This is a genomic window from Kerstersia sp., from assembly GCF_052103615.1.
In the GTDB taxonomy this organism is placed as follows: Bacteria; Pseudomonadota; Gammaproteobacteria; order Burkholderiales; family Burkholderiaceae_B; genus Kerstersia.
On the sequence record NZ_JBQEKA010000010.1, the window covers coordinates 1 to 13,932 of the forward strand.

Sequence of the window (13,932 nt, forward strand, 5' to 3'; positions counted from 1 at the left end):
GGTTTGCGCCACAAAGAAAAAGAAGCGCTGGCAGCCTTGCTGCGCAAGCTGCGCGGGGAAGGTGTCGCCGTGCTGTTGGTTGAGCACGATATGGACTTTGTCATGGGCCTGGTGGATCGTGTCGTGGTGATGGAATTCGGCCAGCGGATTGCCGAAGGCCTGCCCGAAGCCGTGCAGCGCGATCCCGCGGTGCTGGCTGCCTATCTGGGAGGCGTGGACGAATGAATACGGCAAACCCGCTGCCCGGGCCGCATGGCCGGCAGGAACCCCTGCTGAGCGTGCGCAGCCTGGGGGCCGCCTACGGGCACATCGAAGCGGTGTCAGCGCTCAGTCTTGAGGTTCGGCAGGGCCAGATCGTCACGGTGATCGGGCCCAATGGCGCGGGCAAGACCACGGCCCTGGCTGCCATCATGGGGGTTTTGCCCGCGACCGGCAGCGTGTGTTTCGACGGTGAGGAAGTGAGCGGAGACGGGGTGGAACAGCATGTGGCGCGCGGTATGGCGCTGGTGCCGGAAACCCGGGCGCTGTTCGCCAGCATGAGCGTGCAGGACAACCTGGAATTGGGGACCTTCCGTTTCCGCCGCGAACCGCGCGCGGCGCGGATGCAGGCGCTCGATGAGGTCTATGAATTATTCCCGCGGCTCAAAGAGCGCCGTTTGCAGGAGGCTGGCACCTTGTCGGGCGGAGAACGCCAGATGCTGGCGGTGGGCCGCGCGCTGATGAGCCGTCCGCGCCTGCTGATGCTCGATGAGCCCAGCCTGGGCCTGGCGCCGCTGATCGTGCGGGATATTTTCCGGATTCTGGCTGAATTGCGCCAGCGCGGGGTGTCCATCCTGCTGGTGGAGCAAAATGCCCGGGCGGCGCTGAAAGTGGCGGACGAGGCCTATGTGCTGGAACTGGGGCGGGTGGTGATGCACGGGCCCGCGGCCGAACTGGCCAATGACCCGCGCATTATCGAAACGTATCTGGGCGCCGCCGGCAGGCACCAGCGGACGCTGGTGTCCGGCTGAAAAAAACGGGGCGCTGTCTGCGCCCCGTTTTCATGGATCAGCCGATATGCTGATTCACATAGCGTTGGCCGCCGGATTTGAACAGCACGGACACGAGCAGGCCCAGCAGGCCGCCAGCCAGGGCCACGACGATCCAGCCCAGGCCGTTGCTATACAAGGGCAGGTGCTGGCTCAGCGTTTCCGCCAGGCTGGCTGGCAGCAGCTTGATATCGTTCAGGCCGTCGATGAACCCCATGATGGCTGCGCCGATCACAGCGCCAACATAAACGGCCTGGCGGCCGCCAAACCATTTATTGATGAACACCAGCACGATCAGCGTAATGGCGATCGGGTACAGGAACAGCAGCACGGGCGAAGCAAAGGTCAGGATGGTGGTCAGGCCGAAATTGGTAATGACCAGGCTCAGCAGGCCCAGCAGAATGACCCAGACGCGGTAGGACAGGCTGGGGAAAATACGGCTGAAGTATTCGGCCACGGAAGCCAGGCAGGCGATGGCGGTCGTCAGGCCCGTCAGGAAGATCACCGTGGCGAGCATCACGACACCCAGGCGCCCCATCAGCAGATCGACGATGCGGGTCAGAGCTTCGCCGCCATTGCTGGAAATGCCGAGCACGCTTGCGCTGCTGGCCCCCATGCCGGCCAGCGACAGCTGGATCAGCGCGAGCGCCACCACGGCAAAGATGCCGGAACGCACGAACAGGCCGGTCATGTGCTTGGCATCCACGCCCGAGTAGTGGGCGGCATCCAGAAAAATCTTGCCGAAGACGAAGGCTGCCAGCACATCCATGGTGTAGTAGCCCTGGGTGAAGCCCTTGCTGAAGGCGAAGTCGATGTAAGGGCCTGAGGGTTCGCGGAAGTCGCCGATGGGGTCGAAATAGGCAACCAGCACGATGGCCAGCAGCAGCACCAGGAAAATCGGGGTCAGGATATTACCAATGCGCTTGACGAACTTTTTTGGTTCCAGCGACAGGTAGATCGTGGCCCAGATGAACAGCACGGAAAAGACCAGCAAGGCCCATTGCATATAGTTCGCAACGATGTTTTCCGAGAGGAAAGGCGTGACCGTGATTTCATACACCACGGCAGCGGTACGCGGCACCACATAGATGGGGCCTAGCGTCATGAACAGCAGGATGGAGAAGAACACGGCAAAGCCGGGACTGACGCGGCCCGACAGTTTTTCGACGCTGCCGCCGGAAATGGAGAGCGCCATGATGGCGAGCAGCACCAGGCCCACGCCAGTAATCAGGAAGCCCGACATGGCGACCCAGGTATTGGTGCCTGCGGCCTGGCCCAGCGGGGGCGCGAAAATGATATTGCCTGCGCCCAGGAACATGGAAAACAGGAAAAACGATAGTGCAAGGAACTGCCGGAAGCTGATGGGTTGGGACATGTTCGGTGTACCTGTTTTTATTGGAAATGTCGTGCCGACAGCCGCGCCGTCAGCTTGACGGCAACGGCGTCACGACTTGTTCGATAAGCCGCGGCGAATCGGGGGAATGCCGCTTTGGCCCTGTGCTCAGGAAAAGGAGCCAGCCAGTTTGAAGCGGGTGACGGCGTAAGGGGAAAGCTCCTTGGGGGTGGTACCCGTGCTCATTTTCTGACTGATGAGCTGGGCTGAAATGGCGGCCAGCGTAATGCCCATATGCTGGTGGCCGAATGCGAAGCCGATGTTGGGGTGGTGCGGATGGGTGTCAATGACCGGCAGGGAGTCGGGCAGGGTAGGCCGCCGCCCCATCCATTCTTCCGCGGCGGGCAGCGTCTCTTGGGTTTGCGGCAGCAAACTGCCCAGATGGTGGCGCATAGAGGCGAAGCGGGCAGGTTGCGGCGGCAGCCCGGTGCCGCCCAGCTCGCTGAAACCCACGATGCGCAGGCCGCTATTGAGCTGGCTGATGAAAACATTGCGGTCAGCCGAGCAGATCGGCCCGTGCAGCAAGCCTTGCATCTGCGGCAAATGCAGGTGATAGCCGCGTTCTGCCATGAGCGGAATGCGCACGCCGAACTGGCGCAGCAAGTCCGCGCTATAGGCGCCTGCGCAAACCAGCGCCTGCCTGGCGATAATGTCTTGCCCGGCCTGGACGCGGACCTGGCCGCCATCGGCCGTGATGCGGCCGGCAGCGTGTTTGATGAAAGTGCCGCCGCGTTGCTGGAAGGCGGCGAACAGCGCCTGCGCCAGCCAATAAGGGTCCTGCACGCGGTAGGTATAGGGCAGCACGACGGCGTGGTGGATGGTCTCCCGCAGCGCGGGTTCCAGGCTGGCGGTTTCTTCCTTGTCGATCAGCCGCGCTTCTATGCCCCAGCGGCGGTAGAACTCGGCCTCCTGGGCGGCGGCTGCCTGCCCCGAGGCATGTTCCCAGACCCGCAGATAATGGGATGCCACCAGATGCTCGGAGAGCTGCTCATCGGCCAGCAGTTGCTGCCAGGCCGGCACCGCCTGCCGGTTGATCCAGGCCAGTGACTGGCGCGCATGCGCGACCTGGGCGGGACGCGCGGCCCAGGCGAAGCGCAGCATCCAGGGCAAACTGTTGCCCAGGTTGGCTAGCGGAACGGCCAAGGCGCCATTGCGCTGGGCCAGCAATGACGGAGCGCGCTTGAGCGTGCCCCAGGTGGATAGCGGATCGACCGATTCGGTCGTGATGAAACCCGCGTTGCCGAAGGTCGCGCCCATACCGGGCTCATCCTGATCGACCAGCGTGACTTGATAGCCGCGTTTCAGAAATTCCAGTGCCGAGCACAGGCCGAGCATGCCGGCGCCGATGATGATGCAGGTTTTGTCTTGGTTCATACAGGCTTCCTTGAATAGCGCCGCTGGGTCATGAGCCAGCTGGCGCCGGATGGAACTGATAGGAAGGGCAGCGCGGGTTCAGCGCGCTGCCTGCATGTAGGAATCAAAGGCGAGCGAAGCCGCTGCAATATCTTCAAGCGCGGTGCCGACGGCTTTGTAAACCGTGATTTCTTCGGCATCGCGGCGCCCGGCATGCTGGCCGCGGCACAGGTCTTCCAGCGTGGCGGCGACTTGTTCTGGCTGGAACGCGCCGGCCTTGATGGCTTCGAGGATGTCCCCGGCTTTCATCAGGGCTTCAGGCGTATCGACGAACACGGTAGCCTTGCGGAAACATTCCGCATCGCTTTCGATCATGGCGGGCGTGAAGCTGCCGATGAGATCAAGGTGGGTGCCGGGACGCAGCCAGTCGCCATGGATCAGCGGCGCATTGGAAAGCGTGGCGCAAGTGATGATATCGGCTTGCCGCGCAGCCTGTTCCAGATCCGGTGCAACACTGGCCTGCAAGCCGCTGGCCTGCAATTGCTGAGCCAGCCGGGCGGCAGCATCCGTATTGATATCCCAGACCTGGACGGTCTGAATGGGGCGTTCGCAGCGATAGGCGTCTGCCAGCAGGCTGGCGACACGGCCTGCGCCCACGACCAGCAAACGAGACGCGTCCGGCCGGCTGAGCCAGCGCGCGGCCAGGGCCGAGGCGGCCGCGGTACGGCGCGAGGTAATGACATCGCCGTCGAGAATCGCCAGCGGTTTGCCGGTGGCGGCGTCATACAGAATAAATACCGAGTGCAGGCCAGGCAAACCCTTGTCCTGGTTGCCCGGGAAAATCGACACGGTCTTGATGCCCAGCCGTTTGCCGCTTTGCCAGGCGGGCATCAGCAGCATGATGCCGCCAGCGGCATCATCGGCCCCTTCGACGACATGGTTATGGCGCAGGGGAACGGTACAGCCTTCAATGAACATCTGTTCGATGGCATGAATCAGCCCAGGGAAAGGGAGGTGTTGAAGGGTCTGGGCTTGATTTAAGGTTTGCATGTGATCTACCATCGTTGGCGCTGTTCAGGCGCTAGTGACGCATTTATTTTTTCGTATCAGAAATATATTTTCGTATCGGAAAAAACCATATAGGGGTTTTCCATGGGTTCCTGCGTGCAGCATGGCTGCCTGCAAGGGGTGAATGAAATGGCTTTGCAGAATAAAAATGTCTCCCCAGTCTCGCGTCAGGAGCCGGAGAGTAACGTCCTTGCCGTCAAGTTGCGCAGCCTGCGCCGGGCGGCGCGGCTGACTTTGCAGCAACTCAGCGACCGCTCTGGCATTTCGATTTCGGCCCTGTCGAAAATCGAAAACGGGCAGTTGTCGCCGACTTACGAAAAAATCGCGGCGCTGGCCAATGGGCTGGCCGTCAACGTCAGCGAGCTGTTCAGCGCTGAGCACGATGGGCCGGCGGGCTGTCCCGGGCGGCGCAGCGTGACCCGCCGCGGGCAGGGCGTGATCCACAATGCGCCGCAATATGTCTATGAAATCCTGAATGCCGATCTGGCCGAAAAACGCTTCATTCCCTTGCTGACCACTATCAAGGCGCATGATTCAGCGGAGTTTCCGGAGCTATTGCGGCACGATGGTGAAGAGTTCATGTATGTGCTGGATGGCTGTGTCGTGCTGCATACCGACAGCTATGCGCCCCTGACACTGCAGGTCGGTGACTCCTGTTATTTCGACAGCACCATGGGCCATGTCTGTGTGTCCAGCGGCGACGAGGATGCCACGATTCTTTGGGTCTGTTCGCACCCGACACTGCGCTGAAGCCGCTGCGCAGTGCCGGGGTTGTGACTGGCGGCCAGCCATATGGCGGCATTTTCCGCAGCCGGATTGTTGTTGCCCGGCCTCAGGATTTGTCAGCGGTGCCCATTTAACGATAAAATGCCAGATTAGCCCTGTAAATCTGTAACTGGGCCTGGTTTGGTTACCGGTTGCTGTCAGCCGCGCGTGAAGCTTTGTCGCGCGGTGCAAGCAGCCGTGTCGCTTTTTTCTTTTGCCTTGAACTGCCGATGGCGCGAGCCTGGGCCGGGAGAGGCTGACTGCTTACTACCGGAGTTTCTATCATGGCAGAACGTAAACGCGTACGCCGCAACACCCTGGAGCGTCGTTGCCTGGGTAAGGCCTTCAAGCGTCTTTTCGTGAAGTCGCCCAAGGGCGTGTTCAAGATGCTGGAAAAGGTGAAGCGCGTCTAATGACGCCTTCTGCCTGGCTGTTCATGGCAGGATAGTGAACAGCAACCGGAAAAGCGGGCTTCATGCCCGCTTTTTTGCGTCTGCGGCATCGTGGCGGCAGGCGTCTGGAACGCAAGCCGGTGAGGGATGCTGGCATGCTTTCGCAGATTGATATTTTTCAAGAAAAGCGCAGAAAAAGCGCTGCCGCCCGGCAGCGGCTTGAGAGGGAAGGCGCATAATACCGGCAACAAAAGCGAATGTTTTTCATTTGCCCTAAGGTAAATGTAAGGATTGCCGGATGCTGGTTCCGTTTCTCATCATGTTGCGCGAAGGCCTGGAAGCCGCGCTGATTGTCGGCATTGTCGCCAACTATCTGCATCACACGGGCAGGCGGGCGCTGTTGCCAGCGGTGCTGCTGGGCATCCTGCTGGCGGTGGCGCTGTCCTTGCTGGCGGGCGCAGGGCTGCAATGGGCCGCCGCTGAATTTCCGCAAAAACAGCAGGAGCTGTTTGAAGGCGGCGTCGGATTGATCGCTGTGGGCGTGCTGACCGGCATGGTGTTCTGGATGCGCAACGCGGCGGCGGCGGTCAAACGCGGGCTGGAGTCATCTGTCGAGCACGCGGTTGCACGCGGGATGGGGGGCTGGGCCCTGGTGGGCATGGTGTTCCTGGCGGTGGCCCGCGAAGGCCTGGAATCCGTTTTCTTCTTGCTGGCGGTGTTTCAGCAAAGCCAGGATTGGCAGGTGCCGGTCGGCGCCTTGGCTGGCATTTTGTTGTCAGTGGTGCTGGGCTGGGGAATTTATGCCGGTGGTTTGCGCCTGAATCTGCGCCGTTTCTTCCGCTATACCGGTTTGTTTGTGCTGGTCGTGGCCGCCGGCCTGCTGGCGGGTTCCCTGCGCAAGTTCCACGAAGCGGGCGTCTGGAATATCGGCCAGCAGGTGTTGTTCGACATGGGCGATGTGCTGCCGATGGACAGCCCTTTGGGCACCGTGCTGTCAGGCGTGCTGGGGTACCAATCGGCCCCGGTGCTGAGCGAAGGGCTGGTGTATGCCGGCTATCTGGCGGTCGCGCTATTCCTTTTCCTGCGTCCCGCACGTTCTGCGGCGGCGCCGCTGCGCGCGGCTTCCCCGGCAGCGGCTGAGCCGGCGGCAGCCGGGGCCGTGGCTGAGGCGCCCGTTGCGCCTGCCCAGCCGGCCTGGCGGCCCTGGATTCTGCTGGCAACACTGCTGGTTTTGGCCAGCGGGGCCGCCTTTTATGCGGCGACGCTGGCCGCGCGCGCCAGGCCGGTCACGCCGCAGGGCACGCAGGTCACGATTACCATCGCGGGGCGAGAATGCTCGCCCAATACGGTGGAAGTCCCCGCCGGGCTGACGACGTTCACCATCATCAACCAGACCCAGCGCGCCCTGGAATGGGAAATCCTGGACGGTGTGATGGTCGTCGATGAGCGTGAAAACATTGCGCCGGGATTTACCCAGACGCTGCGGACGCGGCTCAAGCCAGGCACCTATGAAATGACCTGCGGCCTCTTGAGCAACCCGCGCGGAACGCTGGTGGTGCTGCCGTCTGAGGCTTCGCGCGCGGCGGCGGCGCGGCCGGAGCTGCTGCAGTATGTGGGCATGCTGGCGGAATATCAGGTGTTCCAGCGCCTGTCCCTGCGCTTGGCGCAGCGTGAGCTGGCCGCCGCGCAAACGGCCCTGGCTGCTGGCGATCTTGCCGCCGCCTTGCAATCCGCGGCGCAAGCGCGGGCTGCATATGCCCGGCTGCGGCCGCTGGCCGGGCAGTTCGCCGTCGCAGAGACGGAATTGGAACCGGCGGCAGGCAGTGGCAGCGGGTTTGCGGGCTGGATTGCGAGCCTGGAACGGGCGCGTGCCGGCACGCTTGCCGCGCGTGAACAGGCGGCCGATCAGGCGCAGGTGCTGCAGCAGGCCTTGGCCAGCCTGCAGGCCATGCAGGATGAATTGGCGCTGGCGCCCGCGCCGCTGGTGCATGGCACGGTGGCGGATTTGCGGGCGCAGGCAGGCCTGGCGGAAGACCCGGCCGAGTGGGTGGTGCTGCAAGGGGCGTTCGAGGGCGCCCAGCGCGTGGCGGCATTATTGCTGCCTTTGCTGGCGGAGGCCGAGCCGGAACAAGGGGTGGCGCTGAAAAGCGCATTCGAGGCCGCGGCGGCGTCGCTGTGCGCGCAGCCCCAATGCCGCGGCATTCGTGCGGAGGCGCCTGACGCCTCCGCGCGCAGCCTGACGGCAGGCCTGCTGCAGGTGGCGGCCGAGCAACTGGCCAAGGCAGCAAACGCCCTGGGCCTGGAGGAAAAACAGCCATGAGCAGGGATAAGGAACAGAAACCCGCCGCCGCGATGCCGAATACGCCGGGCCGCCGCGATGCCCTGCGCCGCATGAGTCTGGCAGGGCTAGCGGGGGCAGTGGCGCCGGCACTGGCCGTGGCGCAGCCTGGCGGCCAGGCCGGCGCCAGGGCCGCCGTCCCGGCAGAGGATCCTTTCGAACAGCGCCATGACTGGCGCGGGCCGCATCAGGCCGGTATTGCGACGCCCAGGCCCTTGGCGGGTTTGGTGGCAGCCTTTCATGTGCTGGCGGAAGACCGCGGGGCGCTGGCGCGCCTGTTCCAGACGCTGACGGCGCGCATTGCTTTTCTGACGCAAGGCGGCGTGCCGCCATCCTTGAATACCCGCTTGCCGCCAGCGGATTCCGGCATTCTGGGGCCGCGCGTGCGGCCGGATGCGCTGACGATCACGGTGGCTGCCGGGGATTCCCTGTTTGACGAGCGTTATGGTTTGGCGGGCATCAAACCCAGGCATTTGCAGCGCATGGCGCGTCATCCCAATGACGCTTTGAATGCCAATCTGTGCCATGGTGATCTGGCGCTGCAGATCTGCGCCAACACGCCGGATACGGTGATCCATGCTTTGCGCGACATCATCAAAACCATGCCGGATTTGCTGGTGCTGTCCTGGAAGCAGGAAGGCAATGTCGCGCCTACGGTAGCGGATCCCGGCCAGACGGAAGCGGCCAGCGCCCGCAATTTCCTGGGCTTCCGGGATGGCTCAGCCAATCCGGGGGTGCGGGATGCGGCCGAAATGGCGCGTGTGGTCTGGGTTGGGCCGGATCAGGGCGAACCGGCCTGGGCGGCGGGCGGCAGTTATATGGCGGTGCGGATTATCCGCAATTTCGTGGAGCGCTGGGACCGGACCCCGCTAGGGGAGCAGGAAGCCATTATTGGCCGCCGGCGCGATAGCGGCGCGCCGCTGGATGGGGCAAGCCATGCTTCCGAATTCAGTTCGGCGAATTATCAGGATGACCCGGAGGGCGAGCGGACGCCGCTGGATGCCCATGTCCGCCTGGCCAATCCCGCGACCCGGGCCCACGCTGGCCAGGGCAGCCTGATGCTGCGCCGCGGCTATAACTATTCCAACGGCGTGACCCGCTCCGGGCAGCTGGATATGGGCTTGCTGTTCATCTGCTACCAGGCTGATCTGGAGCAGGGCTTTCTGGCGGTACAGCGGCGTCTGGATGGTGAACCGCTGGAGGAGTACATCAAGCCTGTTGGCGGCGGTTTCTTCTTTGTGCTGCCGGGGGTGATGGCAGAGGGCGACTGGCTTGGGCGCAGCCTGCTGGAGGCCAGCGCATGAAGGCGCGGGCGCAAGCCGCGCTGCCATCCTGTTGCCCGCCATCTGCCGCGCGCGGCAGGTGGCGCCGCCTGTTTATTTTTTTCCATTGAACCAAGAGGGGTCGCAACCCATGAACTATCGACGTTTCCTTGTTTCCGCCTGCGTGGCGGGCCTGACCGGTCTGGCATCCCTGGGGGCCAGCGCGGAAGTCTCACCGTTGCAACTGGTGCAGCCGGTCGCCGAATACAAGCTGTATGTGATCGAAAACGCCGGGGATCTCGTCAAACATGCCCAGGCATTCACGGATGCGGTCAAGGCAGGGGATGTCGAGAAGGCCAAGGCGCTCTATGCGCCTACGCGTACTTACTATGAAAAGATCGAACCGGTTGCCGAACTTTTCAGCGATCTGGATTTCGCGATCGACTCGCGCGCGGACGACCATGAAAAAGAAGAGCAGGATCCGGCGTTTGGCGGTTTTCACCGCATCGAATACGGTCTGTGGTCGGAGAAGTCAGCCGCCGGCCTGGCGCCGGTGGCTGTCAAATTGCAGACTGATATCGAGGCCTTGGAGCAGCGCCTGGTCGATCTGACCTTCCCGCCCGAGAAAGTCGTGGGCGGCGCGGCCGCGCTGATGGAAGAAGTGGCGGCGACGAAGATTTCCGGCGAGGAAAACCGTTACAGCCAGACGGATCTGTGGGATTTCCAGGCCAATTTTGAAGGCGCTTACAAAATTGTGGATCTGCTGCGCCCGCTGCTGCAGAAGGAAGATCCGGCCTTTCTGGCCAAGACGGATGGCAACTTCAAGGTTGTTTTCGATACGCTGGCAAAGTACCGCAGCGCCGATGGCGGTTTTGAACGCTACGGCAAGCTGAGCGATACCGATCGCAAGGTGCTGGCGGCACGCGTCAATACGTTGGCCGAGGACCTGTCGCAGCTGCGCGGCTTGCTGGGTCTGGACTAAGGCCTGCGGTTCCTGGCCCATGGCCGGGAACCAGGAACTGAAACCGGTAGCGGTTTGGGCAGGGCCCGCGGCCAGCTGGCGCGGGCCCTGCTTGTTGAATGCGGCAATGCTTAGTGCAGCAATGCTTAGTGCAGCAATGCTTAATGCAGCAATGCTTAATGCAGGGTGACGCCTGGCGGGATGAGGTCGTCGTCGGCATCGTCTTCATCCTCGTCGGGCAGCTCGGTTTCGGTGAAACCGAAAGGCAGCAGGTCGGCCAGATCGTCGGAAACGTCCGAGACTTCGCCTTCCTGATCCAGTTTGACGAAGCGCGCGCCTTCTTCGTCGCTGATCTGGATCGCCCAGAGGAACACGCAGTCGTAAATGGCTTGCGGGTCTTCCTCGACGCCGCCGCGTGAACCCAGCCAATTGGCTGCTTCGCCGCCCATCTGGATGTGCATGGTCTCTTCGTCGGCCTCTTCGTCAGGGGAGAGGGGGATGCCGAAGGCGGCCCATTCCATTCCGTTTTCTGCCATGCCCGTCTCGGCGAAGACCGGTTTGCCGCTATAGGCGGTCAGCGCATCTGCGGTTTTGGCCAGCAGTTCGCGTTCTTCTTCGGTAAAACGGAAAACATCGTCGTCATGCATGATGGGGACTCTGGTAGCGGGCGCGGAATGCGGCCCTGAAAACATGGATGGTGCAGGCGCCATCATAGCGCGGCGGCTGCGGGATGCGTGGCGCAATGCCGCCGCCGGATGGCGCTTGGCGGCCCGGCACAGAAAAAAGGCCGCCAGGCCTGCCGGACATATTCGGCAGGCCTGGCGGCGATGGGATCCTGCGTGCCGGGGCACGCAGGATAGTGCCTGAGCCGGCTTACTTCAGCGCCTTGTAGCGCAGGCGCTTGGGCTGGGCGTCGTCGCCCAGACGGCGTTTTTTGTCGGCTTCATATTCCTGATAGTTGCCGTCGAAGAACTCGACATGCGAATCGCCTTCGAAGGCCAGGATATGCGTGGCGATGCGGTCCAGGAACCAGCGGTCGTGGCTGATGACCAGCACGCTGCCGGGAAATTCCAGCAAGGCATCTTCCAGGGCGCGCAGGGTTTCCACATCAAGGTCGTTGGACGGTTCGTCCAGCAGCAGCACGTTGCCGCCAGAGATCAGCGTCTTGGCCAGATGCAGCCGGCCGCGTTCACCGCCAGACAGCTGGCCGACCTGCTTGTTCTGATCGCCGCCCTTGAAATTGAAGCGGCCCAGATAGGCGCGCGCCGCCATTTCGAATTTGCCGACCGTCAGGATATCGGCGCCGTTGGACACGGCGTCAAAGACGGTCTTGCCATCTTCCAGCGAACCCCGCGACTGATCGACATAGGCCAGGCGCACGGTCTGGCCGATATCCACGCTGCCGCTGTCGGCTTGTTCCTGGCCGGCAATCATGCGGAACAGGGTGGATTTACCGGCGCCGTTGGGGCCGATAATGCCGACAATGGCGCCGGCCGGAATCTTGAAGCTCAGGTCTTCGATCAGCAGGCGGTCGCCATAGCCCTTATTGACCTGATTGAACTCGATGACTTCATTGCCCAGACGCTCACCCACGGGAATGAAAATTTCCTGGGTTTCATTGCGCTTCTGGTATTCATGCGAGGACAGTTCCTCGAAGCGGGCCAGACGCGCCTTGGCCTTGGCCTGGCGGCCCTTGGGATTCTGGCGCACCCATTCCAGTTCCTTGCGGATGGTTTTCTGGCGCGCCGATTCCGTGGCTTCTTCCTGCTCCAGGCGTTTTTCTTTCTGTTCCAGCCAGGAGCTGTAGTTGCCCTTCCAGGGGATGCCATGGCCGCGGTCCAGTTCAAGGATCCACTCGGCGGCATTGTCGAGGAAGTAGCGGTCGTGGGTGACGGCCACGACGGTGCCGGGGAATTTGTGCAGGAACTGTTCCAGCCATTCAACGCTTTCGGCGTCCAGGTGGTTGGTCGGTTCGTCGAGCAGCAGCATGTCGGGCTTGGACAGCAGCAGGCGGCACAGCGCCACGCGGCGTTTTTCACCGCCGGACAGCTTGCCGACGTTGGCGTCCCAGGGCGGCAGGCGCAGCGCGTCGGCGGCGATTTCCATCTGGGTTTCGATATCGTCGGAACCGCTGGTCGCCGCGGCGGCGATGATGGCTTCCAGCTCGGCCTGTTCGGCTGCCAGTTTGTCGAAGTCGGCATCCTCATCGGCGTAGGCGGCATAGACTTCATCCAGACGGCGGCGTGCCTGGAAGACGGCGCCCAGGCCTTCTTCGACCGACTGGCGGACGGTGTGTTCAGGATTGAGCTGCGGTTCCTGGGGCAGGTAACCGATGTTCAGCCCCGGCATGGGAATGGCTTCGCCTTCGATATCCTGATCGAGGCCGGCCATGATGCGCAGCAGCGTCGATTTGCCCGAGCCATTCAGGCCAAGCACGCCGATCTTGGCGCCAGGGAAGAAAGACAGGGAAATATCGCGCAGAATCTGGCGCTTGGGCGGCACGATCTTGCCAACCCGGTTCATGGTGAATACGTATTGAGCCATAAGCTTGTCGAGGAAAACCCTGCAAGGGACACTGGGAAGCATCCATTGTAGGCGGGACGCAGGCGCAATGCACTCTTGTCCGGGGGGCGGCAGCGCCCAGGCCAGGCTGGCTGGCCTGGGCCGAGGCGCAGCGCGGGCTGGCCGTGCCCCGCGGGGCAGCGCCGGCTCTCAGCCCCGATAGATCAGGGGTACGCGTTTGACATTGCACAGCAGTTCGTAGGAAATCGTGCCTGCTGCTGCCGCGACCTGGTTGATGTCCACCTGTGCGCCCCAGAGCTGCACCTGGCTGCCGATCCCGGCATCCGGCAGGCCGCTCAGATCCACCGTCAGCATATCCATGGAAACGCGGCCGATCAGGCGCGCCGCCTGGCCGTCCACGGCCACAGGCGTGCCATTGGGCGCGGTGCGCGGGTAGCCGTCGGCATAGCCGATGGCGACCAGGCCCACGCGGGTGGGCTGTTCTGCCGTGAAGCGGGCGCCGTAGCCCAGCGCTTCGCCCGGTTGCAGGATGCGGGTGGCGAAGACCTGGCTTTCCAGGCTCATCACCGGGCGCAGGCCATGGGAGGGAACGGGCATCGGGTCTGCGCCATACAGCAGAATGCCGGGGCGCGCCCAGTCGCCCTGGGCCTGAGGCCAGGCCAGCGTCGCGGCAGAGTTGCTGAGGCTGCATGCGCCGCCCAGGCGCTGGGCCACTGCCCGGAACTGTTCGATCTGGCGCAGCGTGGCAGGCTGGTCGGGCTCATCCGCCTGGGCCAAATGGGAAATCAGCGTGATATCCCCGACCTGGCGACAGGCGCGCAGACGCGCATGCATGGCATCGGCCTGCGC

The 13,932-nt window shown here is 63.1% G+C and carries 12 protein-coding genes and 1 pseudogene; 7 read left to right on the forward strand and 6 right to left on the reverse strand.

Features of this window, described 5'->3' with window-relative positions:
- Together ACTJGZ_RS04350 and ACTJGZ_RS04355 are read left to right on the forward strand one after the other, a co-directional pair.
- Positions 1–225: pseudogene (locus ACTJGZ_RS04350) on the forward strand (metal-dependent hydrolase); the annotation flags it as partial.
- Entirely contained in the window at positions 222–1,010 is a 789-nt protein-coding gene (locus ACTJGZ_RS04355; RefSeq protein WP_441661725.1) for an ABC transporter ATP-binding protein, read from the forward strand. The pseudogene ACTJGZ_RS04350 and the gene ACTJGZ_RS04355, both read left to right, overlap by 4 nt.
- Before the next feature lie 37 nt (positions 1,011–1,047).
- Here ACTJGZ_RS04355 and brnQ read toward each other — a convergent pair whose 3' ends face one another.
- From brnQ to ACTJGZ_RS04370, 3 genes are all read right to left on the reverse strand, one after another.
- Entirely contained in the window at positions 1,048–2,403 is a 1,356-nt protein-coding gene (brnQ, locus tag ACTJGZ_RS04360; protein ID WP_441661726.1) for a branched-chain amino acid transport system II carrier protein, read from the reverse strand.
- A 126-nt stretch (positions 2,404–2,529) separates the two neighbouring features.
- Complete coding sequence (locus ACTJGZ_RS04365) at positions 2,530–3,795, reverse strand: NAD(P)/FAD-dependent oxidoreductase (protein ID WP_441661727.1); 1,266 nt, start codon at positions 3,793–3,795, stop codon at positions 2,530–2,532.
- Positions 3,796–3,873: 78 nt separating this feature from the next.
- Positions 3,874–4,824: an ornithine cyclodeaminase family protein gene (locus ACTJGZ_RS04370; RefSeq protein WP_441661728.1), complete on the reverse strand. Its 951-nt coding sequence runs from the start codon at positions 4,822–4,824 to the stop codon at positions 3,874–3,876.
- Positions 4,825–4,926: 102 nt separating this feature from the next.
- Here ACTJGZ_RS04370 and ACTJGZ_RS04375 point away from each other — a divergent pair, with 102 nt between their 5' ends.
- The 5 genes from ACTJGZ_RS04375 (at position 4,927) to efeO (ending at position 10,581) form a co-directional block, all read left to right on the forward strand.
- Positions 4,927–5,592 (forward strand): helix-turn-helix domain-containing protein, encoded by a 666-nt coding sequence (locus ACTJGZ_RS04375; protein WP_441661729.1) that lies wholly within the window; start codon positions 4,927–4,929, stop codon positions 5,590–5,592.
- A 299-nt stretch (positions 5,593–5,891) separates the two neighbouring features.
- The gene (locus tag ACTJGZ_RS04380) at positions 5,892–6,020 is read left to right on the forward strand and encodes a hypothetical protein (protein ID WP_019936597.1); all 129 of its coding nucleotides are present in this window, start codon (positions 5,892–5,894) and stop codon (positions 6,018–6,020) included.
- Between the two features lie 277 nt (positions 6,021–6,297).
- Positions 6,298–8,319: an iron uptake transporter permease EfeU gene (efeU, locus tag ACTJGZ_RS04385; protein WP_441661730.1), complete on the forward strand. Its 2,022-nt coding sequence runs from the start codon at positions 6,298–6,300 to the stop codon at positions 8,317–8,319.
- Positions 8,316–9,641, forward strand: coding sequence for an iron uptake transporter deferrochelatase/peroxidase subunit (gene efeB / locus ACTJGZ_RS04390; protein ID WP_441661731.1), 1,326 nt, complete (start codon positions 8,316–8,318; stop codon positions 9,639–9,641). The genes efeU and efeB overlap by 4 nt, the downstream gene beginning before the upstream one ends.
- A gap of 109 nt (positions 9,642–9,750) precedes the next feature.
- Positions 9,751–10,581, forward strand: a complete 831-nt coding sequence (gene efeO, locus ACTJGZ_RS04395; RefSeq protein ID WP_441661732.1) for an iron uptake system protein EfeO — start codon at positions 9,751–9,753, stop codon at positions 10,579–10,581.
- Positions 10,582–10,736: 155 nt separating this feature from the next.
- Here efeO and ACTJGZ_RS04400 read toward each other — a convergent pair whose 3' ends face one another.
- From ACTJGZ_RS04400 to alr, 3 genes are all read right to left on the reverse strand, one after another.
- Positions 10,737–11,207 carry a hypothetical protein gene (locus tag ACTJGZ_RS04400; RefSeq protein ID WP_441661733.1) on the reverse strand — a complete coding sequence of 157 codons (471 nt, stop codon included), beginning with the start codon at positions 11,205–11,207 and terminating at the stop codon, positions 10,737–10,739.
- A gap of 226 nt (positions 11,208–11,433) precedes the next feature.
- Complete coding sequence (gene ettA, locus ACTJGZ_RS04405; protein WP_441661734.1) at positions 11,434–13,104, reverse strand: energy-dependent translational throttle protein EttA; 1,671 nt, start codon at positions 13,102–13,104, stop codon at positions 11,434–11,436.
- Positions 13,105–13,272: 168 nt separating this feature from the next.
- A partial coding sequence (gene alr, locus ACTJGZ_RS04410) for an alanine racemase (protein WP_441661735.1) occupies positions 13,273–13,932 on the reverse strand: 660 nt, incomplete at its 5' end.